The organism is Microbacterium sp. KKR3/1, from assembly GCF_021272365.1.
Classification (GTDB): Bacteria; Actinomycetota; Actinomycetes; order Actinomycetales; family Microbacteriaceae; genus Microbacterium; species Microbacterium aurugineum.
Map to the genome: position 1 here is coordinate 1,047,033 of NZ_JAJSDW010000001.1, position 25,367 is coordinate 1,072,399.

Annotated in this window: 30 protein-coding genes; 14 read left to right on the forward strand and 16 right to left on the reverse strand. The window is 67.7% G+C overall.

What is annotated here, in order from left to right; translation table 11 throughout:
* Positions 1-25 precede the first annotated feature (25 nt).
* Both LVJ59_RS05030 and LVJ59_RS05035 read right to left on the reverse strand, forming a co-directional pair.
* Positions 26-970 (reverse strand): DUF1254 domain-containing protein, encoded by a 945-nt coding sequence (locus LVJ59_RS05030; protein ID WP_232762225.1) that lies wholly within the window; start codon positions 968-970, stop codon positions 26-28.
* 40 nt (positions 971-1,010) lie between these two features.
* Positions 1,011-1,214 carry a hypothetical protein gene (locus LVJ59_RS05035; protein ID WP_232762226.1) on the reverse strand — a complete coding sequence of 68 codons (204 nt, stop codon included), beginning with the start codon at positions 1,212-1,214 and terminating at the stop codon, positions 1,011-1,013.
* A gap of 69 nt (positions 1,215-1,283) precedes the next feature.
* Here LVJ59_RS05035 and LVJ59_RS05040 point away from each other — a divergent pair, with 69 nt between their 5' ends.
* Positions 1,284-1,799, forward strand: a complete 516-nt coding sequence (locus LVJ59_RS05040) for a DUF6328 family protein (RefSeq protein WP_232762227.1) — start codon at positions 1,284-1,286, stop codon at positions 1,797-1,799.
* Positions 1,800-1,819: 20 nt separating this feature from the next.
* On the opposite strand, the gene LVJ59_RS05045 is transcribed toward LVJ59_RS05040, so the two are convergent.
* Complete coding sequence (locus LVJ59_RS05045; protein WP_232762228.1) at positions 1,820-2,365, reverse strand: Dps family protein; 546 nt, start codon at positions 2,363-2,365, stop codon at positions 1,820-1,822.
* Positions 2,366-2,455: 90 nt separating this feature from the next.
* On the opposite strand from LVJ59_RS05045, the gene LVJ59_RS05050 reads away from it, so the two are divergent.
* The 3 genes from LVJ59_RS05050 (at position 2,456) to LVJ59_RS05060 (ending at position 3,824) form a co-directional block, all read left to right on the forward strand.
* A complete protein-coding gene (locus LVJ59_RS05050; RefSeq protein ID WP_227991513.1) occupies positions 2,456-2,965 on the forward strand; it encodes a GNAT family N-acetyltransferase in 510 nt (169 codons plus the stop codon).
* A 107-nt stretch (positions 2,966-3,072) separates the two neighbouring features.
* Positions 3,073-3,372 (forward strand): Fe-S cluster assembly protein HesB, encoded by a 300-nt coding sequence (locus LVJ59_RS05055; RefSeq protein WP_232762229.1) that lies wholly within the window; start codon positions 3,073-3,075, stop codon positions 3,370-3,372.
* A 107-nt stretch (positions 3,373-3,479) separates the two neighbouring features.
* The gene (locus LVJ59_RS05060) at positions 3,480-3,824 is read left to right on the forward strand and encodes a LysR family transcriptional regulator (protein WP_047523275.1); all 345 of its coding nucleotides are present in this window, start codon (positions 3,480-3,482) and stop codon (positions 3,822-3,824) included.
* A 15-nt stretch (positions 3,825-3,839) separates the two neighbouring features.
* Here LVJ59_RS05060 and LVJ59_RS05065 read toward each other — a convergent pair whose 3' ends face one another.
* The 5 genes from LVJ59_RS05065 to LVJ59_RS05085 form a co-directional block, all read right to left on the reverse strand.
* A complete protein-coding gene (locus LVJ59_RS05065; RefSeq protein ID WP_232762230.1) occupies positions 3,840-4,415 on the reverse strand; it encodes an alpha/beta fold hydrolase in 576 nt (191 codons plus the stop codon).
* Between the two features lie 268 nt (positions 4,416-4,683).
* Entirely contained in the window at positions 4,684-4,950 is a 267-nt protein-coding gene (locus LVJ59_RS05070) for a DUF4190 domain-containing protein (protein ID WP_134353322.1), read from the reverse strand.
* A gap of 150 nt (positions 4,951-5,100) precedes the next feature.
* Positions 5,101-5,691 carry a GNAT family N-acetyltransferase gene (locus LVJ59_RS05075; protein WP_308191511.1) on the reverse strand — a complete coding sequence of 197 codons (591 nt, stop codon included), beginning with the start codon at positions 5,689-5,691 and terminating at the stop codon, positions 5,101-5,103.
* The gene (locus tag LVJ59_RS05080) at positions 5,655-7,316 is read right to left on the reverse strand and encodes an ABC-F family ATP-binding cassette domain-containing protein (protein ID WP_232762231.1); all 1,662 of its coding nucleotides are present in this window, start codon (positions 7,314-7,316) and stop codon (positions 5,655-5,657) included. The genes LVJ59_RS05075 and LVJ59_RS05080 overlap by 37 nt, the downstream gene beginning before the upstream one ends.
* Positions 7,317-7,328: 12 nt before the next feature.
* Positions 7,329-7,901 (reverse strand): hypothetical protein, encoded by a 573-nt coding sequence (locus LVJ59_RS05085; protein WP_232762232.1) that lies wholly within the window; start codon positions 7,899-7,901, stop codon positions 7,329-7,331.
* A gap of 712 nt (positions 7,902-8,613) precedes the next feature.
* On the opposite strand from LVJ59_RS05085, the gene LVJ59_RS05090 reads away from it, so the two are divergent.
* Together LVJ59_RS05090 and LVJ59_RS05095 are read left to right on the forward strand one after the other, a co-directional pair.
* Positions 8,614-9,879, forward strand: coding sequence for an RNA polymerase sigma factor (locus LVJ59_RS05090; RefSeq protein WP_232762233.1), 1,266 nt, complete (start codon positions 8,614-8,616; stop codon positions 9,877-9,879).
* Positions 9,876-10,232, forward strand: a complete 357-nt coding sequence (locus LVJ59_RS05095; protein ID WP_232762234.1) for a YciI family protein — start codon at positions 9,876-9,878, stop codon at positions 10,230-10,232. Before LVJ59_RS05090 ends, LVJ59_RS05095 begins: the two co-directional genes overlap by 4 nt.
* 18 nt (positions 10,233-10,250) lie before the next feature.
* On the opposite strand, the gene ychF is transcribed toward LVJ59_RS05095, so the two are convergent.
* Positions 10,251-11,324 carry a redox-regulated ATPase YchF gene (gene ychF, locus LVJ59_RS05100; RefSeq protein ID WP_131491868.1) on the reverse strand — a complete coding sequence of 358 codons (1,074 nt, stop codon included), beginning with the start codon at positions 11,322-11,324 and terminating at the stop codon, positions 10,251-10,253.
* A gap of 67 nt (positions 11,325-11,391) precedes the next feature.
* A complete protein-coding gene (locus tag LVJ59_RS05105; protein ID WP_131491867.1) occupies positions 11,392-12,132 on the reverse strand; it encodes a class I SAM-dependent methyltransferase in 741 nt (246 codons plus the stop codon).
* A gap of 59 nt (positions 12,133-12,191) precedes the next feature.
* On the opposite strand from LVJ59_RS05105, the gene LVJ59_RS05110 reads away from it, so the two are divergent.
* Together LVJ59_RS05110 and LVJ59_RS05115 are read left to right on the forward strand one after the other, a co-directional pair.
* Positions 12,192-12,794, forward strand: coding sequence for a 3'-5' exonuclease (locus LVJ59_RS05110; RefSeq protein ID WP_232762235.1), 603 nt, complete (start codon positions 12,192-12,194; stop codon positions 12,792-12,794).
* Positions 12,795-12,857: 63 nt separating this feature from the next.
* A complete protein-coding gene (locus LVJ59_RS05115) occupies positions 12,858-14,147 on the forward strand; it encodes a DNA recombination protein RmuC (RefSeq protein ID WP_232762236.1) in 1,290 nt (429 codons plus the stop codon).
* 30 nt (positions 14,148-14,177) lie between these two features.
* On the opposite strand, the gene LVJ59_RS05120 is transcribed toward LVJ59_RS05115, so the two are convergent.
* Together LVJ59_RS05120 and glpX are read right to left on the reverse strand one after the other, a co-directional pair.
* Positions 14,178-14,468 carry a hypothetical protein gene (locus LVJ59_RS05120; RefSeq protein WP_047523223.1) on the reverse strand — a complete coding sequence of 97 codons (291 nt, stop codon included), beginning with the start codon at positions 14,466-14,468 and terminating at the stop codon, positions 14,178-14,180.
* A gap of 203 nt (positions 14,469-14,671) precedes the next feature.
* Positions 14,672-15,658, reverse strand: coding sequence for a class II fructose-bisphosphatase (gene glpX, locus LVJ59_RS05125; RefSeq protein WP_047523222.1), 987 nt, complete (start codon positions 15,656-15,658; stop codon positions 14,672-14,674).
* A 185-nt stretch (positions 15,659-15,843) separates the two neighbouring features.
* On the opposite strand from glpX, the gene fbaA reads away from it, so the two are divergent.
* Complete coding sequence (gene fbaA, locus LVJ59_RS05130) at positions 15,844-16,872, forward strand: class II fructose-bisphosphate aldolase (RefSeq protein ID WP_047523221.1); 1,029 nt, start codon at positions 15,844-15,846, stop codon at positions 16,870-16,872.
* A gap of 80 nt (positions 16,873-16,952) precedes the next feature.
* Here the strand turns inward: fbaA and LVJ59_RS05135 are convergent, their stop codons facing one another.
* The 4 genes from LVJ59_RS05135 to LVJ59_RS05150 form a co-directional block, all read right to left on the reverse strand.
* The gene (locus LVJ59_RS05135; RefSeq protein WP_232762237.1) at positions 16,953-18,203 is read right to left on the reverse strand and encodes a hypothetical protein; all 1,251 of its coding nucleotides are present in this window, start codon (positions 18,201-18,203) and stop codon (positions 16,953-16,955) included.
* Positions 18,204-18,233: 30 nt separating this feature from the next.
* Positions 18,234-18,773: a DUF6264 family protein gene (locus LVJ59_RS05140; protein WP_232762238.1), complete on the reverse strand. Its 540-nt coding sequence runs from the start codon at positions 18,771-18,773 to the stop codon at positions 18,234-18,236.
* A gap of 258 nt (positions 18,774-19,031) precedes the next feature.
* On the reverse strand, positions 19,032-19,820 hold the full coding sequence (locus LVJ59_RS05145) for an IclR family transcriptional regulator (protein WP_232762239.1): 789 nt from the start codon (positions 19,818-19,820) through the stop codon (positions 19,032-19,034).
* Positions 19,821-19,822: 2 nt separating this feature from the next.
* Entirely contained in the window at positions 19,823-20,875 is a 1,053-nt protein-coding gene (locus LVJ59_RS05150; RefSeq protein WP_374199068.1) for a 4-hydroxy-3-methylbut-2-enyl diphosphate reductase, read from the reverse strand.
* Positions 20,876-20,966: 91 nt separating this feature from the next.
* Between LVJ59_RS05150 and xseA the strand changes: the two genes are divergently transcribed.
* Genes xseA through LVJ59_RS05175 form a run of 5 tightly spaced genes read left to right on the forward strand, consistent with a single transcriptional unit; the run spans position 20,967 to position 25,262 of the window.
* The gene (xseA, locus tag LVJ59_RS05155) at positions 20,967-22,244 is read left to right on the forward strand and encodes an exodeoxyribonuclease VII large subunit (RefSeq protein ID WP_232762241.1); all 1,278 of its coding nucleotides are present in this window, start codon (positions 20,967-20,969) and stop codon (positions 22,242-22,244) included.
* A gap of 36 nt (positions 22,245-22,280) precedes the next feature.
* Positions 22,281-22,523 carry an exodeoxyribonuclease VII small subunit gene (locus LVJ59_RS05160; protein ID WP_047523214.1) on the forward strand — a complete coding sequence of 81 codons (243 nt, stop codon included), beginning with the start codon at positions 22,281-22,283 and terminating at the stop codon, positions 22,521-22,523.
* On the forward strand, positions 22,520-23,173 hold the full coding sequence (locus LVJ59_RS05165) for a DUF4245 family protein (protein ID WP_232762242.1): 654 nt from the start codon (positions 22,520-22,522) through the stop codon (positions 23,171-23,173). Before LVJ59_RS05160 ends, LVJ59_RS05165 begins: the two co-directional genes overlap by 4 nt.
* The gene (locus LVJ59_RS05170; RefSeq protein ID WP_047523212.1) at positions 23,170-23,844 is read left to right on the forward strand and encodes a carbonic anhydrase; all 675 of its coding nucleotides are present in this window, start codon (positions 23,170-23,172) and stop codon (positions 23,842-23,844) included. The genes LVJ59_RS05165 and LVJ59_RS05170 overlap by 4 nt, the downstream gene beginning before the upstream one ends.
* Positions 23,841-25,262 carry an aspartate ammonia-lyase gene (locus LVJ59_RS05175; RefSeq protein ID WP_047523211.1) on the forward strand — a complete coding sequence of 474 codons (1,422 nt, stop codon included), beginning with the start codon at positions 23,841-23,843 and terminating at the stop codon, positions 25,260-25,262. The genes LVJ59_RS05170 and LVJ59_RS05175 overlap by 4 nt, the downstream gene beginning before the upstream one ends.
* Positions 25,263-25,367: the final 105 nt, after the last annotated feature.

Below are 25,367 nucleotides of genomic sequence, written 5' to 3' on the forward strand. Positions count from 1 at the left end.
GCGGCCTGAGGCTCACCCGATCGCGTCAGTGGGCGACGATCTCGGGCACTGACCACGTGGCGAGGTCGTCGAGGCGCGGCCGATAGAGGCGGACGAGCAGGTTCCATCCCGCAGGAAGCGAGATGCGATTCGGGGTGCCGTCTGGCCAATCGCCGAGACGAACGGTGATCGACCCGTCGGCGTCCTTCGCTCCGAAGACCGAGTTCACATTCGTGACAGTGCTCGCATCGGGCTCGAAGTAGCCGTCCCCGTTGTACACGCTGAGAGACCAGAACGCGTCTGCGGGCACCTCGGGGCCGAATGTCATCGTGTACCGTGCCTGCGGCCGACGTGGGTCGATGTTGATGTAGCGGGCTTCGGTGTCGGGCAATCCGCCCCACGCCGAGGCGGTCGCGACCAGATGGTGGACGGGATCGACCTGCGCGGCCGTGCCGAAGCATCCGTCCAGTCCGCTCATGGTCCTCCCGAGCACGAGGAGGGCGTCGCGGACTGCCGCGTGGCTGGCGGCGTCGTAGTCGGGGTAGCGGAACTCTCGCTGGTCGCCCGCGGTGATCGTCAGAGCGTCCTGCAGACGGTGCACTTCGGCGAGATCGGACTCGTCGGCGGGGTCGAAGAGGATGCGTGCGGCGACGACGACGTAGTCCGTGTCGAAGTCGTCCGTCGTGAGCGTGTACGCGCCGGCCTCGTGGAAGACGCGATTGATGTAGTGGTCCTGATTGATGACCATCACGGAGATGTACCGGTCGCCGGCCTCGGGAATGCTCAGCGTCGCGCCGCCATGAGCGATGTCGGCGATCGCCACCGAGTACAACGTGTCACGGTTCTGCCGGATCACCGGCTGCTGACTGAGCGGGGCGAGCTCACGGTCATGGTGGAAGACGCCGACTCCTCCGATGATCGGAAGCATCTTCAGGATCATGGTGTCTGTCTCGACCCGTGTGAAGTTGTCGAGCGTGACGGGAATGGTCATGGAAGGATCCTCGCTGTAGGGCATTCGTGGGGACGCAGGTTCAGTCTGCCTCAGCGACGTGCGTACGGGCGTATTCGAGATCCTCGTCACTCAAGGACTCCACCATCCCGACGACCGCACCGGTGATCACGCGGATCTCCTCGCGCACCGCCTCGTCGAGGTGCGGGCTGTCGGCGTCGAGCACGGTGCGTCGCCCGTCTTCGGAGAGTTCAGGCCACCAGTCGCGGATCGGTGGGAGCGTCATCATGCCTTCTTTCGTTCCACGGATGCAAGCATCTGGACAGCGGCCGAGCGGGGAAACCACACTGAGACCATGACATCAGATCCTTCGGGTGGTGGGAACGGTCTCGATGGCCGTGACGAGACCGCGAACGAGCGGGCCGATCGCAACTGGGAAGAGCTTCTTCAGGAGCTTCGCGTCATGCAGACGGGGACCCAGATCCTCACCGGCTTCCTCCTTGCGGTCGCCTTCCAGCCACGCTTCACCGACATGGACGCGCTCCAGCGCGACCTCTACGTCGTGCTCGTCGCGCTCGCGGCGGTGGCGACGATTCTCGCCCTCGCACCCGTGGGGATGCACCGGGCACTGTTCGGTCGGCGTCGCAAGCCGGAGCTGGTGCGGATCGCGGCGCGGATCGTCCGCATCGACCTCGTCGTGATCGGCGCGCTGACCATCGGCGTGACGACACTGATCATCGACTTCACGGTCAACCGCGTCGCCGGCATCATCGCGCTCATCGCGGCGCTGGTCCTCGTGACGGCGCTGTGGGCGGCGCTTCCGCGGATCATGCGCGGCAGCGCCCACGCCCGCGGAGCCGCCGCCGAGTGACGGCCCCGCGGTACCCGCAGTCAGCGTCCTGCCGGGCTCCGGTTCTCTGCGCTGACCATCCATGCGAACTGCTCGAGCCGTTCGATGATGGCGTGCAAGAGGTCCGCAGAGGTCGGGTCCTCCTCGTCGACGGCGTCATGCACGTCTCGTGCTGTTCCGACCGCCGCCTCCAGTCGCTCCGTGACGAGGTCGATCGTCTCGGTGGTCGAGACCTCGCCGGCGGGGAACTCGGGAAGCGAGCTCGTCTTCGCGATGGTCGCACTGCGCCCGTCGGGGACGGCATGCAAGGCCCGCATGCGCTCCGCGATCGTGTCGCTGAAGGTGCGTGCATCGTCGATGATCTCGTCGAGCTGGCGGTGCGTGTCGCGGAAGTTGCGCCCCACGACGTTCCAGTGCGCCTGCTTTCCCTGGATCGCGAGATCGAGCAGATCGACGAGCACGGCCTGCAGGTTGTCCGCGAGGGTCTTCGAGGCTGTAAAGCCCTTCTCCGCGTTCTGCTGCCTGGTCGTCTTCGCCGCGTGCTTCGTCGAGTCGCCGGCCTTTTTGGTGGTCGTGCTTTTCGCCATGATGTACCTCCTGTGGCTGACGCTAATCCGGCGCGCAGCCGAGAGCGAGGGGGTTGACACCGCGGGGGCGGAACCCGGAATCTGACACGCGTGAGTGACGCGGACATCGTGAACGAAGACCAGGAAAAGACGCAATCGGAGATCGTCATCTCCCCGATCAGCGATGAGGACGCCGGCGAGGTGCTGACGGTGCAACGCGCTGCCTTCGTCTCGGAAGCCGCCATCTACGGCAGTGTCGACATGCCACCCCTGACACAGACGCTCTCCGAGTTGGAAGCAGAGCTGCGCTCCGAGTCGGGACTGACCGCGCGCATCGACGGGCGTCTCGTCGGCGCCATCCGCTACGTCGAGAGAGACGGTCTGTTGCTGATCGGCAGGATCGCGATCGCGCCGGACGTGCAGGGCGAGGGAATCGGCAGATTACTGCTCGAGAGCGCCGAGAGGGCGTCCGGAGCGGACGTCGCGGAGCTGTTCACGGGGAGCTTGAGCGAAGCGAACATCCGCCTCTACCGATCGTGCGGGTATGAGGAGCACGAGCGCGTTCCCGACGGCGACGGCACCGCACAGGTGTTCCTCCGCAAGAACCTGCGAGCAGGGTAAGAGTCTCCTCAGAGGACGCGCAAGGGGGTTGAGAGCATTCCCGACGTCGGGCATCGTAGCCAGGACATGTCGCGACCGCGGCATGCCCCAACCGGAAGGAGAGTCTCGTGCTCACCCTCACCGACAACGCCTCCGCAATCGTGACGACTCTCGTCAGCCGTCAGACGGACGCCCCGGACGCCGGGCTCCGCATCCACTCGACCGAGGCCCACGGCCCGGAGGGCAGTGCACGTCTTGCCGTGCTCGTCGCCACCGACCCGGAGCCGCAGGACCAGGTCGTGGAGGTCGCCGGTACCCGGCTGTTCCTCGACGAGTCCGCTGTCGCCGCCCTCGACGACAAGATCCTCGATGCCGGCGTCGACGACGAAGGCTCCGTGTCGTTCGCCGTCACACCGCAGGTCGCCTGACCGAAGGATTCCGGATGCCGCGGCCGACTCGGCCGCGGCATCCGTCTGTCTACACCGCGTAACCTGGAGCGAGCCCGCACGACCGTGTGCGCAGTCGAAAGGCCACCGTGAAGATCTCTCTGCTCCGCCGCTTCGTCGTCCTCGCGGACGAACTGCACTTCCCGCGCGCGGCGGAGAAGCTCGGCATCCCGCTGGCTTCTCTCTACACTTCGATCGACAAACTCGAGGCCGAGGTGGGTCACCCGATCGTCCATCGCGACGGGCCCACGCGATTGACGCCCGTCGGAGAGCTTCTGCTGGTGGAGGCGCGGGCCGAGGTGGCCGCCGCACCGGAGCCGGTGCGCAACGCCCCTGCCCCGGCCGGAGGCAAGGCCAAAGCCTCGAAGGGCAAGGGCCGGGCGCCCGCTGTGAAGGGGCAGCCGAAGCCTTACAAGAAGCGACAGGGACGCTGAGCGACCGTCAGGGGTTCAATCCCAGTCGAGGTACTCCTCGATGACGACCGCGGTCTCGATCGGGTGTGTCATCGGGAACAGGTGATCAGCGCCGTCGATGCTCTTGACGCTCGCACGCTCGGGTGCCGTGGACTGCAGCTGCTCACCGTTGGCGAACCGATTGGCGAGGTCCTTGGTGCCCTGGATGATCAGCACGGGCATCACCGGCGCAAGGGGCAGGTCGTTCTCTTCGACACCGAGCAGTGCGAGACCGTTCACCCGGTCGGCGTGCGCCAAGGCGAAGGCCCGTGCGACCGTGCCGCCGAAGCCGTGCCCGCCGATCCAGGTATCACCCAACCCGACGTGGTCGATCACGGCGAGGGCGTCCTCGACCCGATCGTCGAGGGAGACCTCTTCGCTCTTGGTCTCGGCACGATGACCGATGCGCAGCACGTGGAACCCCGCTTCCTCGGCGAGGTAGTGTGCCACGACACCGAGGACGTCGGCTGCCAGATCGCGCTCCTGGATCAGGACGAGCTTGACAGGGCCGTCGCCTTCATCGACGAACGGGATCGCGCGACCGTCGGGCTCGAAGATCTGGGTGTCGGTCATCGGCGTGAATCTCCTCGTGCCGTCGGTGTCAGGAACTCAGGCGGGACGTCCACGGCGGACGCCAGCGACCGGACCGCGGCCGGAGCCGCCGTCCTCCAGCGTATCCCGACTCGGCGATCAGGGAGACGATGTTCCGGCTGCCGTGTCACCGAGCGATGACTCGGAGGCGTCGGGCGCCTCCACCCCCGGAGCGCGGCGGCATCTACAGAGAGGACCAGTCCCCCGGCAGCGACGCACGAGCCTTCTTCGACCGCATCGGGTCCCCGGATCAGCGCCCGATGGGCTGGCCGCTCAAAGCGGAGAAGAACAGCGTGGCCCACAGAATGAAGAACAGCACGAGGAACACCGTGCCGATCGCCCCGATCACGAGCGCCCACCGTGCGAGTCCAGCTCCCGACTCGGTATTGCCAGGAGTCCGTAGCTGCCGCAGAGCGAACACTCCGAGGATGACGCCAGCGACAGGCATGACGAATGCGGCGATGAAGCCGATCAGGGCGAGCATATTCGTGCGCGGCGCAGTGGTGGGCGAGGTCATCGTGGCCTTCTGGTCGTAGAGGTCACCCAGAGCGCTCGCGGCTCAGGGCGAGGAGCTCCACGACGTCACCGTCGGGCATCCTGAGCGACATTCTGGCCCGCGCGTTGGTTCTTCCGCAACACGGATCGCTCAACCAAGCCAAGTGGACGCCTACCAGGCCCGCCCGCGAAGATCGATCGTGCCTGCGGGCCAACTCCGTGGTTTCGGATCGAGCGCGAGCGTGAGAAGGGGCGGCCCCGGGGGCTGCAGGACGGGCCGGCCGGCGCGGTCGATCGAGTGCTCGGCTGCCGAGATGCGGCGCCACCCGCACGATTCGTAGAAGGCGACGACCTCATCACGCCACCCGAGATAGCCGTACTCGATGCCTCCGGCATCCTTCATCGACAAGGCTGCGTGCGCGAGGAGCCGAGCACCGGCCCGCTGCCTTCGTGCGTGCCGGGAGATCAGGACCCCACCGACGCCCGCGACCACGATCTCCGCTGTACCAACGCCGATCGTCCGCCGCGCCCAGCCGACGTGCCCCACCACGGCAGCGCCCAACCGGGCGATGATGTGAACGTCATGGGGCGCGTAACCGTAGGGCCGATCGGGATCCCACGCTCCGAACTCGGCGAAGTACTCGGCATCGAAAAGCTCCCGCAGCCGCGCCAGGTCATTCGCGTTCAGACGATCATGGGGAAGCGTGTCGATGTCGACGCTGCCGCTCAGACCTCCGTCACCTGCCCGGCCTCCACCCGCCAGTGCCGGTCGGTCTTCACGGTCGCGAGCATCCGACGGTCATGGGTGACGAGCAACAGAGTGCCCTCGTAGGACTCGAGTGCCTGTTCGAGCTGCTCGATCGCGGGCAGGTCGAGGTGGTTCGTCGGCTCGTCGAGCACGAGCAGGTTGACGCCTCGCGCCTGCAGCAGAGCCAGTCCTGCGCGGGTGCGTTCCCCGGGCGAGAGCTCATCGACGGCGCGCATCACGTGATCGGCTTTGAGACCGAACTTCGCGAGGAGCGTGCGCACCTCCCCGGACGCCATCTCCGGCACGAGCTCCTCGAAGGCGCCGGCGAGCGGCTGCGTGCCGACGAGCTGCGCACGGGCCTGGTCGATCTCGCCGATCTGCACGCTCGCACCGAGGCTCGCCGTTCCCTCATCGGGGAGTTGCCGCCCGAGCAGCCCGCGCAGCAGCGTCGACTTCCCGGCGCCGTTCGGGCCGGTGATGCCGATCCGCTCCCCCGCGTTCACCTGGAGCGACACCGGGCCGAGCTGGAAAGATCCCTGTCGGAAGACAGCGGAACTCAGCGTGGATACCACCGAGCTGGAACGCGGCGCCGAACCGATCGTGAACTCCAGCTGCCATTCCTTGCGCGGCTCCTCGACCTCTTCGAGCCGAGCGATCCTGCTCTCCATCTGACGCACCTTCTGCGCCTGCTTCTCACTCGACTCCGCCGAGGCCTTGCGTTTGATCTTGTCGTTGTCGGGCGCCTTCTTCATCGCGTTGCGCACGCCCTGGCTCGACCACTCACGCTGCGTGCGGGCTCGGGCGACGAGGTCGGCCTTCTTGTCCGCGAACTCGTCGTACTTCTCACGCTGGTGTCGACGGATCGTCGCCCGCTCCTCCAAGTACGAGTCGTAGCCGCCGCCGAACACGCGGTTGCTCCCCTGCGCGAGGTCGAGCTCCAGGACGCGGGTGACACATCGGGCGAGGAACTCGCGATCGTGGCTGACCACGACGACACCCCCGCGGAGGCCGCGCACGAACGCCTCCAGCCGCTCGATGCCGTCGAGGTCGAGATCGTTCGTCGGCTCGTCCAGCAGCGCGATGTCGAAGCGCGACAGCAGCAGTGCGGCCAGACCGACGCGCGCCGCTTGTCCGCCCGACAGCGATGTCATCAGCGTGTGGGCCGGATCCTCGCCCAGATCGAGGCCGAGGTCGGCGAGTACTGCCGGAAGCCGCTCCTCGAGGTCGGCCGCCCCGCTGGCCAGCCAACGATCCAGCGCGGCCGAGTAGGTGTCGGCGGGGTCTGTGCCAGGCACAGCGAGAGACGGATCCCCGAGGGCCGCTGCGGCAGCATCCATGTCTCTGGTCGCCGCCGCACACCCGGTGCGACGTCCGATGTAGTCGACCACGCTCTCACCCGCGACGCGCTCGTGTTCCTGCGGGAGCCATCCGACGAAGGCATCCGCCGGCGAGAGTCGAATCGTCCCGGCCTGCGGTTCGTCGACACCGGCCAGCAGCTTCAGGAGGGTCGACTTTCCTGCACCGTTGGCCCCGACGAGGCCCACGACATCACCCGCGGTGACGGTCAGGTCGAGGGAGTCGAACAGGGTGCGGTGGCCGTACCCGCCGGCCAGCCCTTGGGCCACGAGTGTTGCGGTCATCCGTCAATCCTGTCACCCGTGCGGATCGTGCACGGACGCGGTTCCTCCGACAGCGGTGACGACATTCGATCTCTCGAGTCGTCGCGTCAGCACGAGTGCGATCGTGAGAGGCACCGCAGCCACGACCCCGAAGGAGATGTCGATGAGCTGCCAGCCGATCGGCAGCCCACGGATGGCTCCGGCGATCACCGCCAGCGGGACGATACCCGCGCACATGATGAGGCCCCAGACGGTCACCCACACGTTGCGCACCGGATCGATGAGCGGACCGATGAACGCCACCGCGATGGCCAAGTGCGCGAACGCCAGCCAATCCGTGCCATAGGACAGGAACGGATACTCGTTCCCGGTGACGTCGAGCCCTTCCGCTACCCGCTGCAACCAGAAGGCGACGTCGGGGTAGGTCGCGCTGAGGCCCGTGTTGTTCAGGATGTCGCGCCCGAGCGACAACTCTTCGCGGAGCGGGAAGGCGGTGACCCCACTCACCACGAGCCCGACGATGACGATGACCAGGCAGGCGCGGATGACTGATCTCCACCATCGTGTCTCGGTAGTCTCGGGCGGTTCAGCGTTAGCCGCTTCCATCGCTGCCTCCTGAGGGCGCTCGGTCCTCGAAGCGTAGCGCTCGCTTCCGCCCTCACGCGCATTGCCTCGATCCGCCGTGGCTCGGATCGAGGCGATGCGAGTGGTGATCAGTCGATCACGGAGCGGACGATGTCCGCGATCCGCTCCTGCGTGGTGGAGTCGACGTGATCTTGTCGATCACCTGGGCCAAGTTCTTCTCATCCTTCGACGACATCTCATGTCCTTTCTCCTGCCGATGTGGGCTCGGCGAAATGAAGTCGGCACAAAACGTGTGCCGCACCCCATCCGGACATGTCCTGAAAGCGATCAGGCCTCTCCGGAGATGATTCATGTGATCTGTCACATGGAAGCGAAACGGTGGCATACCACCGCGATCAGGCCAACAGAACCTGTCACTGTCACGCCGGTGTCGAAATGAGCCGCGCCCGTTCGTGGTCCTGATAGCCGGATGCAACGATTCCGGCCCGACCAGGAAGGGTCTCCTCCATGTATATGGATCCGATGTTGACGATCATCTATCACCAGGCCGAGACCCGGCGGGCCATGGTTGAGGCGGAGCGACGTCGCGTTGCCGCTGAACGCAGCGCGGCCGCCAAGGCCGAGGGCCCGCGGCGAAAGCCTTCCGACCGCACACCGATCCGGCGGCTTTTCCGGAAGACTGTCGCAAGCTGAACAGCCCGCTCGGAGTATATGTAGCGAGGAGATGATGACGATGCCGGAACCTCGGGACGACACTCGGGATGTCGCGACGGTGATCACGCGCACGCATCGGGAGGAGTGGGCGCGGATCGTCGCGGGACTTACGCGGCGGTTCGGAGACCTCGACCTGGCCGAGGAGATGACCGCGGAGGCGTTCGCGACCGCGGTCGAGCATTGGCCAGCACACGGCATACCGCCGAACCCTGCCGGGTGGGTGACCACGACAGCGAATCGCAGGGCGATCGACCGGCTGCGACGTGAGGCGCGTCGAGACGAGAAGCACTGGGAGGCGCTGCGGCTGCACGATCCGGAACCCGCCGCCCCGACCGGCGCCATCGAGGATGATCGGCTTCGGCTGCTGTTCATCTGCTGCCATCCGGCGCTCTCGCTCGACGCGCGCGTCGCGCTGACCTTGAGGATCGTCGGCGGGCTCACCGTCGCCGAGATCGCCCACGCGTTCCTCGTGCAGGACACGACCATGGGTCAGCGGATCAGCCGGGCTAAAGCGAAGCTCAAGGCGGCCGGCGTCCCCTTCGCGATCCCCACGGCGGAGGACCTCCCCGAGCGCATCGATGCCGTCCTCGTGGTGCTGTACCTCGTCTTCAACGAGGGATACCTCGCTTCCGGTCCCGACACGCCCGCGATCCGGCGCGAGCTGACCGCCGAGGGGATCCGACTCACCCGGCTCGCACATGGACTCCGTCCTGACGATGCCGAGGTGGTCGGTCTGCTCGCGTTGATGCTGCTCACCGACGCCCGCTCTCAGGCCCGCGTCTCGGTCGACGGTGAGCTGGTGCGGCTCGATGAGCAGGATCGGGGGTCCTGGGATCGAGAGTTGATCGCTGAGGGTCTGCAATTGCTCGGATCGCGGGAGGCTGATGAGCCCTCCGGCAGATACCGGCTACTCGCGGAGATCAATGCCGCCCACGTCACCGCCCCGCATCCGCGTGACACCGACTGGGCGCGCATCGCGAGCCTCTACTCCCGGCTCGAGGAGATCGACCCGAGTCCACTCGTCACCCTCAACAAGGCCATCGCGATCTCCGAACACGACTCACCCGACCTCGCCCTCACGATCATCGACCGACTCGCCGACACGCTCGACGGCCACCACGCCTTCCACGTCACCCGTGCGGAGCTGCTGCGCGCGACCGGCCGCTCCGCCGACGCCCGAGCGGCCTATGACCGCGCAATCGGTCTGGCCAGGAACACCGCCGAGACCACTCACCTCATACGCCGACGGAATCAGCTCGCACCATCGAATGGAGAACCCTCATGAGCAGCAAGTACCTCGTCATCCACATGTCCGACCCCACCGGCACTGATCTGACCCAATCCGAGGACCAGGCGATGCTCGAACGCTGGGCTGCCGAGGGCGAAGCGGCGGGACGTCTGGGCGAGGGGGCACCGGTCGCGGGTCCCGAGCAGGCGAAGTCCGTCGTCGTCCGTGACGGCCGCGCCCTGATCACCGACGGCCCGTTCCCCGAGTTCAAGGAGTGGTTCGCCGGCTACGACCTCATCACCGCCGCTTCGATCGACGAAGCCGCCGAGTACATGACGAGGCATCCGGTCGCGACCCTCGGCCGCATCTACATCCTGCCGCAGGTGAGACTGCCGTGGGATCAGGAGTGATCGTCAACAAGAATGACGCTAGTTGTTGAAGCGGAACTCCACGACGTCGCCGTCCTGCATGACGTAGTCCTTACCCTCGAGGCGAGCCTTGCCCTTGGCGCGGGCTTCCACGACGGAGCCCGTCTCGACCAGGTCGTCGAACGAGACGATCTCCGCCTTGATGAAGCCCTTCTCGAAGTCGGTGTGGATGACACCGGCCGCCTGCGGCGCCTTCGAACCCTTGGGGATCGTCCACGCACGAGCCTCCTTCGGACCGGCCGTGAGGTAGGTCTGTAGGCCGAGGGTGTCGAAGCCGATGCGGGCGAGCTGGTCCAGGCCCGACTCGTCCTGGCCGGTCGACGCGAGCAGTTCTGCCGCATCCTCCGGATCGAGGTCGATGAGCTCGGACTCGATCTTCGCGTCGAGGAAGATCGCCTTCGCGGGAGCGACGAGAGCGGCGAGCTCCGCCTTGCGCGCATCGTCGGTCAGCACGGCCTCGTCGACGTTGAACACGAAGATGACGGGCTTCGAGGTGAGCAGACCGAGTTCCCGGATCGGCGTCAGATCGATGCCGGCGACCGACAGCAGCACGCCACGCTCCAGAGCGTCCTTCGCCGCCTTCGCGGTCTCGAGCACGACGGGCTCGATCTTCTTGCCGCGGACTTCCTTCTCGTACCGGGTGATCGCCTTGTCGACGGTCTCCAGGTCGGCGAGCATGAGCTCGGCGTTGATCGTCTCCATGTCGGACGCGGGATTCACCGTGCCGTCGACGTGGACGACGTCGTCGTCGGCGAACCCACGGACGACCTGCGCGATGGCATCGGCCTCGCGGATGTTCGCCAGGAACTTGTTGCCGAGTCCCTCTCCCTCGCTCGCGCCGCGCACGATGCCGGCGATGTCGACGAACGACACCGCAGCCGGGAGGATCCGCTCGCTGCCGAAGATCTCGGCGAGCTTCTCCAGCCGCGGGTCGGGCAGGTTCACCACGCCGACGTTGGGCTCGATCGTCGCGAACGGATAGTTCGCCGCGAGCACGTCGTTCTTGGTGAGTGCATTGAAGAGAGTGGACTTGCCGACGTTGGGCAGGCCGACGATGCCGATAGTGAGAGCCACGGGGCATGAGTCTACCTCGCCCCACCTGACGGGATCGCCCGAACCAAGCGCTTCCGTCACGAGCGGCTCAGTCCCGGATCGCTCGGAACGCCCTGGTCACATAGGGCAGATCGATCGTGCTCTCGCCGTCGAGTCCGAGTTCGTCGAAGAGGTCGTCCATCTCTCGCCGGATCCGCGCCTTCTCCTCGGCGGGGGCGGTGATGACGAAGCTGCGCGAGGACGCCATCCGGTGCAGGTGGTCGCGCGAGATCGGACGCACCCACTCCCACGACTCCTCCTCCAACGGCCCGAACGGCGCGGCGACCTCGGGCCCGCCGTCGGCCAGCATGACCTCGGCATTGCTGCCGTGCATGATCTCGGTGAGGCGCCGCACCCAAGAGACGCGCTCGTCGCGGATGTTCCAGATCAGGCCGAGCACTCCTCCGCTGCGCACCGTGCGACCGATCTCGGCCGAGCCGGTGACCGGATCCACCCAGTGCCAGGCCTGCCCGAGCACCACGGCGTCGAGGCTGGAATCAGGGAGCGGAAGGGATTCCGCCGTGCCCGCGAACGTCGGAACACCGGGCACAGCGAGCCGAAGCGCGGCGAGCATCTTCGGATCCGGATCGATCGCGACGATCTCCGCGTCCGGCGCCCCGGCCAGGACCCTGGTGAGTTTCCCCGTGCCCGCGCCGACGTCGGCGATCCGCCGCGAGCCGACCGGCATCTTCTCCAGCATCCACGCGACCGCATCGAAAGGGTACTCAGGCCGTCCGACCTCGTAGTCCCCGGCCTGTGCTCCGAACGACGTCGCCATCTCCTCAGCCATGCCGCCAGCCTACGGCGAGTCTGCGTGCTGCTCGGCGCGCTCGGAGGGAGAGTGGTTGTGTGCCCTTGGACTTCACTGCGATCGACTTCGAGACCGCGAACTCCAGTCCTGCCTCGGCCTGCTCCGTCGGACTCGTCCGTGTGCGCGGAGGCGAGGTCGTCGCCACCACGGGATGGCTGATCCAGCCACCGCCCGGGCACGACGAGTTCCAGGAGTGGAACGTTCGCATCCACGGCATCCAGCCCGAGGATGTGCTTTCGGCCGCCACGTGGGTCGACCAGTTCGACCGCCTGTGCGCGTTCGCCGGAGCCGACGTGCTGGTCGCCCACAACGCCGGGTTCGACCTCAACGTCCTGCGCCGCGCCTCCGAGGCCACGGGGCAGAGTTGCCCGCCTTATCGTTCACTGTGCAGCCTTCAGGTCGCTCGCAAGACGTACGAGCTCGAGTCCTATCGCCTGCCCGTGGCCGCAGCCGCCGCCGGCTTCGCGGAGTTCGCACATCACGACGCTCTCGCAGACGCCCGCGCATGCGCACAGATCGTGATCGACGCGGCAACCCGAGCGGGCGCCGCCGACGTCTTCGCCCTCGCCGATGCCCTGAGTCTGCGCGTGACCGCCCCTATCCCCCCTGTCGCGGCCGTACTGGAGCGCGCGGTCGCCTGATCCACCGCTCATCCGCGTGCGCGGCGACCTCGGAATGTCGGACGCCGGGAGCATCATGAACACATGGATGCACTCTCTGTCGTTCTCGTCCTCGTCGCCCTCGCGGCGGGCGTCACTGTGGGCTGGTTGCTGCGGGCCGGCCGCGGAGCCGCGGAGCTCGCCCGTGCGCAGGCCGAACTCGCGGCTGCGCGCGACGACCGTGACCGCCAGTACGACCTCTACCGCGACGCCGTCGAGCATGCCAGGACCGAGCAGCGCGCCGAAGCCCAGAGAGTCCAGCAGCAGAATGCCGTCCTGACCGCCCTCGCGCCGGTGCGGGAGAGCCTGCAGCAGATGCAGACCAAGGTCGCCGCGATCGAGCGGGAGCGTCACGCGCAGTTCGGCACGCTCGAGGAGCAGCTGCGTCGTGCCCAGGAGTCCGACGAGGCGCTGCGGGCAACCACGGAATCACTCGCGGGAGCCCTGCGCTCGACCGCCACCCGCGGCGTCTGGGGCGAGACGCAGCTCCGCCGTGTGGTCGAAGCCGCCGGACTCACTCGGCACATCGACTTCGACCTGCAGGCGACGATCTCCTCCGACCGCGGACAGGGACGACCCGACATGGTCATCCGTCTCGCGGGCGGCAGCTCGATCGCCGTCGATGCCAAGGTGCCCCTCGACGCCTATCTCGAGGCCTCCGCACTTCCGCAGGGAGACGCACACGAATCACAGCGCCGCGCGCACATGCAGAAGCACGTCAAGGCGGTCCGCGCGCACATCGACGCGCTGGCGAAGAAGGCGTACTGGACCGGCCTCGACGCGAGCCCGGAGTTCGTGATCTGCTTCCTGCCGAGCGAGTCGCTTCTGGCTGCCGCCATCGATGAGGATCCGACGCTGCTCGACTACGCATTCAGCCGCCGCGTCGCACTCGCGTCACCCGTCAACCTGTGGGCGGTCCTGAAGACGGTGGCCTTCACCTGGACGCAACAGGAAGTGTCGTCCGAGGCCCGCACCCTGCTCGCGCTCGGAACGCAGCTGTACGACCGCCTGGGAACCCTCGCCGGGCACGCCGACGATCTGCGCCGCGCTCTGGAGCGGACGGTCGACAGTTACAACCGCTTCGCCGGCTCCCTCGAGACGCGTGTGCTGGTCACGGCCCGACAGTTCCCGGGGGTCGACGAAACCGCGCTCGCCTCCGTGCCCCCGTCGACCGCGGCGAGCGCACGCCGCTTCACGGCTCCCGAGCTGCTCGCCGCAGACGATCTTCCCGAGAGCGCCGATGTCACAGTGGAGCGCGTGAGCGCCTCGGCAGTCACCGCTGACGTCGGCGACGTGCGAGCGCGCCTGGCAGGAGACGAGACGTCGACGCCATGACCGAGCGCGTCGGGGGTGCGACAGAAGAGGTCAGGCGATGCCGGGGACGCCGCTGAGAAGCAGGATGACCAGACCGCTGGTCGCGAGGAAGGCTCCGATCATCCACCACGCGCTGATCTCGTGACCCTCGTCGCGGCGGACCCGGAACAGGACGTCAGCGCGACGCGCGGGATCCACCAGAGCTGCGGGTGGCGGTGTCACGGGAGGAGTGACACCGAGGCCGGGTTCGGCATCGGCACTCACCCGGAGAATACGCCCGGTGTTCGTGGTGACTATCTTCGTCGCGGCGGCCTTCGAGCCGCTCGTGTGCTGCGTTGTCATCCGTTCGCCCTCCTGTGCCTGCGGTGCCTTGCGGCTCCGTCCACGGCGACAAACCCAGTGACAATTGTGACACGGCGCTCCCGAAAGCGTGGCTCACGCCACTCGGAACCGATACCGGCTCGATAACGATGCCCCGATGCGCCGCGCGGCCGTCACCGCGAGGCCGCGGCCTCAGACCGGGCGGAAACCGGGGACACGCAAGCTCAGAGCCACTTCGAGACGAGGTGCTCCGAGGCGATACGACGCAGTGTTCCGGAGGCACCGCGAAGCACGACGCTCTCGGTGTACACGTAGCCCCGCTCACGCCGTACCCCGGCGACGAGCTGCCCGTCCGTGACACCGGTCGCGACGAAGATCGTGTTGCTCCCCTGCACCAGATCATCGGCCTCGTAGACCTTGTCCATGTCGAGGCCGGCGTCGATCCCCCGCTGGCGCTCCTCGTCGTCGCGCGGCCAGAGGCGTCCCTGGATGTGTCCGCCCAGGGCCTTGATGGCGCACGCGGTGACGATCCCCTCCGGGCTCCCCCCGACGCCGACGCACATGTCGGTGCGGGCATCGTGCCGAGCTGCGTTGATCCCGCCGGCGACGTCGCCGTCGCTCATCAGGCGGGTACCGGCCCCGGCATCGCGGATCTCCTGGATCAACCGCTCGTGACGCGGACGGTTGAGCACGGAGACGACGATCTCATCGACGGGCTTGTCGAGCGCACCGGCCAGCTTGCGGATGTTCTCGCCGATCGGAAGGCGGATGTCGACGACTCCGACGCCGGCGGGCCCCGTGACCAGCTTGTCCATGTAGAAGACGGAGGAGGCGTCCAGCATCGTCCCCCGGTCCGAGACCGCGATCACGGAGAGTGCGTTCTGCCGACCGGCTGCGGTCAGCGAGGTGCCGTCGATGGGATCCACGGCGATGTCGCACAGCGGGCCGCGGCCGGTCCCGACGACCTCGCCGTTGAAGAGCATGGGCGCGTTGTCCTTCTCGCCCTCACCGATCACGACGCGGCCCTGGAAGTCGACGGTGCCGAGGAACGCGCGCATCGCATCGACGGCGGCACCGTCCGCGGCTTCCTTCGCACCCCGCCCGATGAAGGGGACCGCGCGGATGGCTGCGGCCTCGGTCGCACGGACCAACTCCATCGCGAGGTTTCGATCGGGACGAAGAGGGCTCAGATCCGCTGTCAGACTCACCATGCGGTCAGCCTAGCGACCGAAGAAGCGGAACTGCCCGGTTTTCCTGCCCGTGACAACGAAGGAATCTCGATTCTTAACGTCACCGCAGAAGCTGGGCCGCCCGCGCCCCGTCACGTCTGCGGCAAGTCCGTATGCGCCCCGATAGAGTGGCACCTGTCCCGGCTTCACCTACCGCAGGAGTTCATATGCCCGTCGCCACCCCGGATCAGTACGCCGAAATGCTCGACCGCGCGAAGGCCGGCGGCTTCGCATACCCCGCTTTCAACGTCTCGAGCTCGCAGACGATCAACGCCGTCCTCCAGGGGCTGACCGAGGCCGGCTCCGACGGCATCATCCAGGTCACCACCGGCGGTGCCGACTACTTCGCCGGCCACACCGTCAAGGCCCGGGCCACCGGTGCGCTCGCGTTCGCCCGATACGCCACCGAGGTGGCGAAGAACTACCCGGTCACGGTGGCTCTGCACACGGACCACTGCCCGAAGGACGCTCTGGCAGGCTTCGTGGAGCCGCTGATCGCCGCCTCCGAGGAAGAGGTCAAGGCAGGACGCAACCCGATCTTCCAGTCGCACATGTGGGACGGTTCGGCGGTTCCCCTCGCGGAGAACATCGAGATCGCGAAGGACCTCCTCCCCCGCATGAAGAACATCAACGCCATCCTCGAGGTCGAGATCGGCGTCGTGGGCGGCGAAGAGGACGGTGTGCAGCACGAGGGCTCGAACGAAGCCCTCTACACCACGTTCGCTGACGTCGACCAGGCTGTGCAGGCGCTCGGCCTCGGCGAGCAGGGCCGGTACATCGCCGCCCTCACGTTCGGCAACGTGCACGGTGTGTACAAGCCGGGTGGCGTGAAGCTTCGCCCGGAGCTCCTCGGTGAGATCCAGGCGCAGGTCGCGGCGAAGTACAACACGGGCGCGAAGCCGCTCGACCTGGTCTTCCACGGCGGATCCGGCTCGACCGATGATGAGATCGCGCTGGCTGTCGCCAACGGCGTGATCAAGATGAACATCGACACCGACACGCAGTACGCATACACGCGTGCGATCGCCGACTACATGTTCAAGAACTACGACGGCGTGCTCAAGGTCGACGGCGAGGTCGGAAACAAGAAGCAGTACGACCCGCGTGCCTGGGGCAAGATCGCGGAGACGGCGATGGCCGCCCGCGTGGTGGAGTCGACCCGTCAGCTCGGCTCGTACGGTCAGTCCCAGAGCTGACCTTTCGCGTGGAAAGAGATGCCCCGGCCGCGACGGCCGGGGCATCTCTCGTCTGGGTGCCGGTCCGGCTGCCGGAAGACCTATCCCTGGCGTCCGCGACGGATGCGTGTGATCCAGATCGCGACATCGATCAGCGCGTCCACCACGAGCAGGACGCCGAATGACCTGCCGCGTCCGCGCGTCCGTGAGGTCAGCCACATTCCGGCCGTGAACTCCGCCAGTGCCAGCGCGAGCCCGACCACCGGCCGCCGCCGAATCGCTTCTCCGAGGCGCGCGAGGGGTCGGTCCCGACGGGTCAGAGCCGTGAACTCTCCGACGCCGGCGATGGCCGTCTCCCGCACCGTCGCCCACGGCCCCAGAGGAAGGAACCGTCGGTTCGGACGCGCAGTCTGACCGCCGAAAGCCGCATCGATCAGGTCGGGCGCGATCCCGAACGCTGCCAGGAACGCACGCTGACGAGCTTCGGTACCGACCACTCCCCCCAGCGACTCCGGCATCAGCGCGCGATGGGCCGCATCCACATCGAGCCGCACCATCGCGGCGAGCTCGAGGAGTTCATCACGGCTTCCGTCCCCCTCAGCGAGCAGCCGTCGGCAGATCTCCGCCGTCTCGGGGATACGGATGGCTTCGATGTCGAGAACGGGTCGGGTGCCGCGCTCGGCATCGATCCAGAACGGGATCGGGCCTCCCTTCGGTGGCGTCACTTCGATCCAGGCGTCGGAGTCGACGCGGTTCAGCTCGATCACGGGCAGCTCCGCCCGGGAGGTGGTCCAGTCTCCCGTCGGCTCCGAGGTCTCGAACTGCTGGAGAGACCATTCCCCGGACTCCTGGTGATCCACCACCATCCGACGAATCGACGAGAGCAGGCGCGCGACGGCGGGACCACGATGCGAGAACGCGCAGACCTGCACGGTGGGGAGGGTGAAGGGCGAGGTATTCGAGTCGAGCTCCTCGTCTTCCAGATCTTCCTCGTCTCCCACGTCTTCGGGGTCTTCGGGGTCTTCGGCGTCGATTCCGTCGTCGTCAGGCTCGGTGCCGTCCTCCAGCCAGAGCGTGAGCCCCTGAGATCGGAAGGCCTCACGCAGGTCGGCGACAGAGAGCGTCGACGCGATCCGGTCCTCCTCGGTGAGCGTCAGCACGTGCCCATCGTCCGTCACCGGGATCGCGAGCAGGGCGGCGGAGTGGTCATCCCACTCGTCCTCCGCATCCCGCACGCCCGCGGGGACCCGCAGTCCGGCCAGGATGTCGTGCGCGAGCGACCGAGGGTCGGAGCCATCGCCGCGATCGACGGACGCAGAAGAGATGTGGACGCCGAAGCTGTTCTGAAGCATCCTTCGACAGTACCGGGGCGGCGGCAGCCGCTACGGTCCGACCGACGTGAGGTAGGCCGTGAACGCCGGGTCGCTCATCATCGGGACGGCGATGCACATCGAGACGATGATCCCCGTCACGATCGCACCCACGATCGGCAGCCACCACGTGAGACGCCCGCGACGCAGGCGACGAATGGAGAGTGCAGCTGTGATCGCCCACCCGACGGCCAGGACGATCGCACCGATCGTGCCCCACGTGCGTCCCTGCGCGAAGTTCGTGAATTCCCCGTCGATGCCGAGGATCCTCATGGTCTCGTTCATCACGTTCGGAAGGTCGAGATACGACAGTCCCGTGACGATGACGTTCACCAAGCCGTACGCGAGAAGCGCGATCGTCACGAGCCGATCCACGGGGCGACGACGCGGGGTCGAGCCATCACCCGGTGCCGCGGACGCAGCGGCGGCGGTCGGTGCGACGGGAGGCGTCGGCGGCGCGACGGCGACCTCGTCCAGCGGCGGCAAGCCGGCGGCTCGGCGCTGCTCCTCCGGCGTTGCGAGTTCGCCGTATTGCGGACGTTGATCGGTCATCCCGCCATGCTAACCGTCCCGGCTTCGCACGGCTCACAGCTAAGCAGCCGGACGGCGTGACACCGCATCACGCCCGGAGACGATAGCGGCCCCGGAGAAGTGGGGACTCCTCGGGGCCGCGGACGTGAAGCGCTGGGGACGCTTCTCATCCATAGTGACCGCCTGCGCTGGGGACGCTCGGACGATCAGTAGCGATCTCGTATGGCGCTACTCCCCTGATCATAGGAAAACGCATGCCGCGGCACCAGGGGTCTCTGTTCAGATAGTGAACTCCGGGCCTGCATCGCCATCGAGAGAAGCGGCGCCGAGCTGCAGGGACAGTCGCCGCGCCTCGCGCTGCAGCGTCGTGACGAGCGCGCGGTCGACCACGGCGCGGTCCGTGGGCAGGGAGATCGCCAAGGAGGCGGTGACCCCGGGCGCGATCACCGGCACGGCCACACACGTCGCGCCGATCGCGTACTCCTCCTGATCCACCGTCCACCCCGGGGAGTGCTCCAGCTGCGTCAAGAGGGTCCGGCGATCGCTGATCGTGCGCGGTGTGAGCTCCTCCAGGCGATGTCGCGACAGGTAGTCGAGCCTCTCGTCATCCGGGAGGTCCGCGAGGATCTGCTTGCCCAGCGCCGTCGCGTGGGCACTGGACTGCAACCCGACCCACAGCTCGACGCGCGGGTTGCGGACCGCATCGACGATGTCGACGAGGTGCATCTCACCGTCGTGGAAACGGGAGAGGTAGGCGGTGGCTCCCACGACCTCCGTCACGTCGCGAAGAGCCGCACGGACGCGTGCGAGGAAGACGCCCCGCGAATCGACCTGCTGCTGGAAGGCGGGGAATCGCGCACCGAGCACGAGCCCGTCCGGTTCGGCGTTCAGATAGCCCTCATGGACCAGGGTGCGAACGAGGTTGTAGGTCGTGCCCGGCGTCAGCCCCGTGATCGCCGCGAGCATCTTGGCAGGCAGCGGACGGGGAGAGTTCGCGACGATGTCGATCAACCGCAGAGCGCGCTGCACCGACCCGATGAGGGTGGGCTCCGCCTCCGCGGCGCTCAACGCTACGCGCCTCCTCCAGCTGTGCGACCGCCGAGCGCCCGCTCGTCGCGTTTGCCCGCGGCGTCCTGACGCAGCTCCTTGGGGAGGGAGAACATCAGATCCTCTTCGGCCGTCTTCACCTCTTCGACGTCACGGTAGCCGGCGTCGCCGATCGCGTCGAGGACTTCGCGCACGAGCACCTCGGGGACGGACGCCCCGCTGGTCACCCCGATGGTCTCGACCCCGTCGAGCCACTCCTGCTGGATCTCCTCGGCGTAGTCCACCCGGTACGCGGCCTTGGCGCCGTATTCGAGGGCCACCTCGACCAGGCGCACGCTGTTGGACGAGTTGGACGACCCGACGACGATCACCAGGTCGGCGCCCGCAGCGACCTTCTTGATGGCCACCTGGCGGTTCTGCGTGGCGTAGCAGATGTCATCGGACGGCGGATTGTGCAGTTCGGGGAAGCGCGTGCGCAGACGGTTGACCGTCTCCATGGTCTCGTCGACCGAGAGAGTCGTCTGCGAGAGCCAGACGACCTTGTTCGGATCCTTCACGACAACCGTGTCGGCCTCTTCGGGGGAGTTCACGACCGTGACGTGCTCGGGAGCCTCTCCCGCCGTGCCCTCGACCTCTTCGTGCCCGTCATGGCCGATGAGCAGGATCTCGAAATCGTCCCGTGCGAAGCGCACGGCCTCACGGTGCACCTTGGTGACCAGGGGGCAGGTGGCGTCGATCGCGTGCAGGCCGCGGTCAGATGCTGCGTTCACGACCGCCGGGGAGACACCGTGGGCGCTGAACACGACGTGTGCGCCCTCGGGGACCTCGTCGACCTCTTCGACGAAGATCGCGCCCTTCTCCTCGAGTTCCGTCACCACGTGGATGTTGTGGACGATCTGCTTGCGCACGTACACAGGCGCTCCGTAGCGCTCCAGCGCCTTCTCGACGGCCACCACGGCGCGGTCGACACCGGCGCAATAGCCGCGCGGTGCGGCGAGCAGAACCCGCTTGCGTCCGACCACCGGGTTATCCTGAAGCCGCCCGGCCGCCGCCCGCACTCGAGGGAGACGGGGAATGGGAAGATGAACGGCAGTCGAAGTCACCCCTGAATTCTACCGCCGCACAGCTGTGCGGGGCCGGGGAGACTCCAGACGGGAGCGGGAGCGGATGACAGTCTTCGAAGCGACGACGGGACAGGGCGAGACTCCGCCCGCCGACTCCGTCGCCCCGCGCGACTCCACGGCCGACGCACCCACCTCGGTCACCCGCCTCAACTCGACCATCCGCGACTTCATCGCGCGCTGGAACACGGTCTGGGTCGAAGGGGAGATCACCTCCTGGAATGTGCGTGCCGGCAACGTCTTCGCGCGCCTGAAGGACACCCGGTCCGACGCCCAGATCTCGATCCGTGTGTGGTCGAGCGTTCGCGGGCGCATCCCCTCCGACATCGGCATCGGTGATCACGTCGTGGCCGCGGTGAAAGCCGACTACTTCGTCAAGGCAGGAGACTTCAGCTTCACGGTCTCGGCGATGAAGCACGTGGGCTTGGGCGATCAGCTCGAACGCCTCGAGAAGCTCCGTGTCCAGCTGCGACAGGAGGGCCTGTTCGACCCCGCCCGCAAGCAGCGCCTGCCCTTCCTCCCCCACGTCATCGGGCTGATCACGGGTGAGCGGTCGGACGCCGAGAAGGACGTGCACCGCAACGCCGAGCTGCGCTGGCCCCAGGTCCGGTTCCGGACCGAGTATGCCGCGGTCCAGGGCGACCGGTGCGTGCCGGACACCCTCGCCGCGCTCGCACGGCTCGACGCCGACCCGGACGTCGACGTGATCATCATCGCCCGGGGCGGCGGCGACCCGCAGACCCTCCTCGGCTTCAGCGACGAGCGACTCATCCGCGCCGTCGCCGCTGCCTCCACCCCGGTCGTCAGCGCGATCGGACACGAGAACGACCATCCCCTGCTCGACGACGTCGCCGACCTGCGCGCATCGACGCCGACCGATGCGGCGAAACGCGTCGTGCCGGACGTGGGTGAGCAACGTGCCCTCATCGCCCAGCTGCGCTCGCGCGCGGCGACGCGCCTCACCCAGCGCCTCTCGCACGACGTCGCGCAACTGGAGCAGCTCCGCTCGCGCCCTGTCCTGCGCTCCCCCGATCCGATCATCGACGCCCGCTCCCAAGAGCTGTGGCTGCTGCTCTCGCGCGGGCGCGACACCGTGACCCGGGAGATCGATTCCGCCGGTCGGCGGACCGGGGAGCTGCGTGCCTCCCTCCGCGCGCTCTCCCCCGCGGCCACGCTCGCGCGCGGGTACGCGATCGCCCACCTCGACGGCGGCGTGATTCTGCGCGACGCCGCCGATGCCCCGGCAGGCAGCGCCCTCACGATCACCGTCGATCGCGGCTCCGTCGCTGCGCGTTCGGAGGGCGAGATCCCGGAGTCCCCCTGAGCCGGAGCGCCACGCCGCACGACGTAGGATGGAGGAGTGAGCGCCCTCAACGACACCCCCGTGGACACGCTGTCGTTCGAGGCAGCCCGTGACGAGCTCGTCAAGGTCGTCGCCGAACTCGAACAGGGGTCACCGACCCTCGAGCACTCGCTCGCGCTCTGGGAGCGTGGCGAGGCGCTGGCCGCCCGGTGCGAGGAATGGCTCCTGGGCGCGAAGCGCCGTCTGGAAGAAGCCAGGGCCGCATCATCCACCACCGAGACCTCGGGCGCGGAGTCATGAGCAAGCAGACCAAGCAGCCGCCCATCATCGCGGAGCTGGGTCGCCCGGAGACGCCGGACGAGACCGCAGCGCGCAAAGCCGCCTCCAGCAAGGCGTATCGCTCGAGTCAGACGTTCCGGAACCTCATCGCAGCCCTCCTCGTGACGGTCGCCGTGGTCGCCGTGATCATCCTCGCCGTCCCCCGTGGTGAGCCGGTCGAGCCCGAGCCGATCGACGTCGCCGGCATCGCCGCGGGTGTGGAATCCACGATGGACAGCCCCGTGCTCGTTCCCGAACTGGGCGACTTCTGGCGGGCGAACAGCGCGAAGCTGCTCGGCGGTGCCACCGTCGTCTGGGAGGTCACGCTGGCCCCGTCCGCCGATGACGAACGCGGGTTCATCAAGGTCGCTCAGGCCTTCGACGCCGATGCGTCCTGGGCTCCGCAGCGCCTGAACGGCATCGCCCCCACGGACACGGTCCGCATCGGCGGCCTCGATTGGGACGTCTACGAGCCGGGCAACGCCGATTCGAACGCCAACGTCACCTACGCCATCGGCACCCAGGCCGGCGACGACTACATCCTGCTCTACGGCTCGCGCTCGCCCGATTCCACGGCAGAGCTCGCGGAGTCGCTGATCCTACAGATCCGTTCACTCTCGGAGGCCTCATGACGCACCCCTTGACTCCTTCCGCAGCCTGGCAGCAGATGCTGGACGGCAACCGTCGATTCGTCGCGGACGAGCCCCGGCACCCGAACCAGGACGTGGTACGGCGCAAGGATCTCGCCGCGGCGCAGCACCCCGTGGCGACGCTCTTCGGCTGCTCGGATTCCCGCCTGGCGGCCGAGATCATCTTCGACCTCGGTCTCGGCGACCTGTTCGTCGTGCGCAACGCCGGTCAGGTCATGGGCGAGTCGATCGTCGCGAGCCTCGAGTACGCGGTCGCCGTCCTCGAGGTTCCGCTGATCGTGGTCCTCGCGCACGATTCGTGCGGAGCGGTCCGCGCCGCGATCGACGGGACGGCGATCGATGCCGCTCCTCTCCCGCCGCACATCTGGAAGCTCGTCGCGCCGATCGTGCCCGCCGCGCGGAAGGTCCTCGCCGAGAGCGGCGGCGGCACGGTCGCCGACATCGACTCGGAGCTCGTCGGACGCGAGCACCTCCGCAACACCGTGAACGACCTGCTGCAGTCCTCCGAGATCATCAGCAACGCCGTCGCCGAAGGTCGTCTCGGCCTCGTCGGCGCGAACTACCGTCTGGCCGAGGGCACCGCGACGCCGGTGATCACGGTCGGCATCGACACCGAGGGGAACAGCCCCGTGACCAAGGAGGGTTCGGAATGACCGACAACGACCAGCGCAGCGGCGAGAGCTCGCAGGGCTACCGGATCGAGCACGACACCATGGGTGAGGTGCGGGTGCCCGTCAACGCGCTCTACGGGGCGCAGACGCAGCGGGCCGTGGAGAACTTCCCGATCTCGGGCAAGGGTCTGGAGTCGACGCAGATCGCCGCGCTCGCCCGGATCAAGAAGGCCGCCGCCCTTGCCAACAAGGAGCTGGGCACGCTCGACGGTGCCATCGCCGACGCGATCGCCCAGGCTGCCGACCAGGTGGCTTCGGGTGCCCACGACGGTGAGTTCCCGGTCGACACCTACCAGACCGGTTCCGGTACGTCGTCGAACATGAACATGAACGAGGTGCTGGCGACTCTCGCGACCCGCATCCTCGGTGCGACCGTGCACCCCAACGACCACGTGAACGCTTCCCAGTCGTCGAACGACGTGTTCCCGACCTCGGTGCACATCGCCGTGACCCAGGCGCTCATCGACACGCTCATCCCCGCGCTCGACCACCTCGCCGTCGCGCTGGAGGCGAAGGCGGAGCTGTGGAAGGACGCCGTCAAGTCCGGCCGCACGCACCTCATGGATGCGACGCCTGTGACCCTCGGCCAGGAGTTCGGCGGCTACGCCCGCCAGGTGCGCCTCGGCATCGAGCGCGTGCAGTCCGCCCTCCCCCGCGTCGCCGAGGTTCCCCTGGGCGGCACGGCTGTCGGCACCGGCATCAACACCCCGCTCGGCTTCCCGCAGAAGGTCATCGCGCTGCTCGCGTCTGAGACGGAGTTGCCGATCACCGAGGCGAAGGACCACTTCGAGGCACAGGCCAACCGCGATGGTCTGGTCGAGGCGTCCGGCGCACTGCGCACGATCGCCGTCTCGCTCACGAAGATCAACAACGATCTCCGCTGGATGGGCTCCGGCCCCAACACGGGTCTCGGCGAACTGCACATCCCCGACCTGCAGCCCGGCTCCTCGATCATGCCTGGCAAGGTCAACCCCGTGGTCCCCGAGGCCGTCCTCATGGTGTGCGCCCGAGTGATCGGCAACGACGCGACCGTGGCCTGGGCCGGGGCCTCCGGGTCCTTCGAGCTCAACGTCGCGATCCCGGTCATGGGCACGGCGGTGCTCGAGTCCATCCGCCTGCTCTCGAACGCCTCCCGTGTGCTCGCCGACAAGACCATCGACGGCCTGCAGGCGAACGTCGAGCGTGCCGCCGCCTTCGCCGGCATGAGCCCGTCGATCGTCACCCCCCTCAACAAGCTCATCGGCTACGAGGCTGCGGCGAAGATCGCCAAGCACTCGGTCGCGAAGGGCATCACGGTGCGCGACGCCGTGATCGATCTCGGCTACGTCGAGCGGGGCGACCTCACCCTCGAGCAACTCGACGAGAAGCTCGACCTCCTCTCGATGACCCACCCGGGCTGATCCGAGCGATTTCCGGATGCCGCGAGGACACGTTCCTCGCGGCATCCGTGGTTTGCGGACACCGTTTCGGGCTTCTGCTCCGGGGATCCGGCCCTCCGTCCCTGG

Coding starts and splice junctions, on each gene's coding strand:
- LVJ59_RS05030 (WP_232762225.1), bottom strand. CDS start 970: ATGACCATTCCCGTCACGCTCGACAACTTCACACGGGTCGAGACAGAC.
- LVJ59_RS05035 (WP_232762226.1), bottom strand. CDS start 1,214: ATGACGCTCCCACCGATCCGCGACTGGTGGCCTGAACTCTCCGAAGAC.
- LVJ59_RS05040 (WP_232762227.1), top strand. CDS start 1,284: ATGACATCAGATCCTTCGGGTGGTGGGAACGGTCTCGATGGCCGTGAC.
- LVJ59_RS05045 (WP_232762228.1), bottom strand. CDS start 2,365: ATGGCGAAAAGCACGACCACCAAAAAGGCCGGCGACTCGACGAAGCAC.
- LVJ59_RS05065 (WP_232762230.1), bottom strand. CDS start 4,415: ATGACCGACACCCAGATCTTCGAGCCCGACGGTCGCGCGATCCCGTTC.
- LVJ59_RS05070 (WP_134353322.1), bottom strand. CDS start 4,950: ATGACCTCGCCCACCACTGCGCCGCGCACGAATATGCTCGCCCTGATC.
- LVJ59_RS05080 (WP_232762231.1), bottom strand. CDS start 7,316: ATGACCGCAACACTCGTGGCCCAAGGGCTGGCCGGCGGGTACGGCCAC.
- LVJ59_RS05085 (WP_232762232.1), bottom strand. CDS start 7,901: ATGGAAGCGGCTAACGCTGAACCGCCCGAGACTACCGAGACACGATGG.
- LVJ59_RS05090 (WP_232762233.1), top strand. CDS start 8,614: ATGCCGGAACCTCGGGACGACACTCGGGATGTCGCGACGGTGATCACG.
- LVJ59_RS05095 (WP_232762234.1), top strand. CDS start 9,876: ATGAGCAGCAAGTACCTCGTCATCCACATGTCCGACCCCACCGGCACT.
- LVJ59_RS05105 (WP_131491867.1), bottom strand. CDS start 12,132: ATGGCTGAGGAGATGGCGACGTCGTTCGGAGCACAGGCCGGGGACTAC.
- LVJ59_RS05115 (WP_232762236.1), top strand. CDS start 12,858: ATGGATGCACTCTCTGTCGTTCTCGTCCTCGTCGCCCTCGCGGCGGGC.
- LVJ59_RS05120 (WP_047523223.1), bottom strand. CDS start 14,468: ATGACAACGCAGCACACGAGCGGCTCGAAGGCCGCCGCGACGAAGATA.
- glpX (WP_047523222.1), bottom strand. CDS start 15,658: ATGGTGAGTCTGACAGCGGATCTGAGCCCTCTTCGTCCCGATCGAAAC.
- fbaA (WP_047523221.1), top strand. CDS start 15,844: ATGCCCGTCGCCACCCCGGATCAGTACGCCGAAATGCTCGACCGCGCG.
- LVJ59_RS05135 (WP_232762237.1), bottom strand. CDS start 18,203: ATGCTTCAGAACAGCTTCGGCGTCCACATCTCTTCTGCGTCCGTCGAT.
- LVJ59_RS05140 (WP_232762238.1), bottom strand. CDS start 18,773: ATGACCGATCAACGTCCGCAATACGGCGAACTCGCAACGCCGGAGGAG.
- xseA (WP_232762241.1), top strand. CDS start 20,967: ATGACAGTCTTCGAAGCGACGACGGGACAGGGCGAGACTCCGCCCGCC.
- LVJ59_RS05165 (WP_232762242.1), top strand. CDS start 22,520: ATGAGCAAGCAGACCAAGCAGCCGCCCATCATCGCGGAGCTGGGTCGC.
- LVJ59_RS05170 (WP_047523212.1), top strand. CDS start 23,170: ATGACGCACCCCTTGACTCCTTCCGCAGCCTGGCAGCAGATGCTGGAC.
- LVJ59_RS05175 (WP_047523211.1), top strand. CDS start 23,841: ATGACCGACAACGACCAGCGCAGCGGCGAGAGCTCGCAGGGCTACCGG.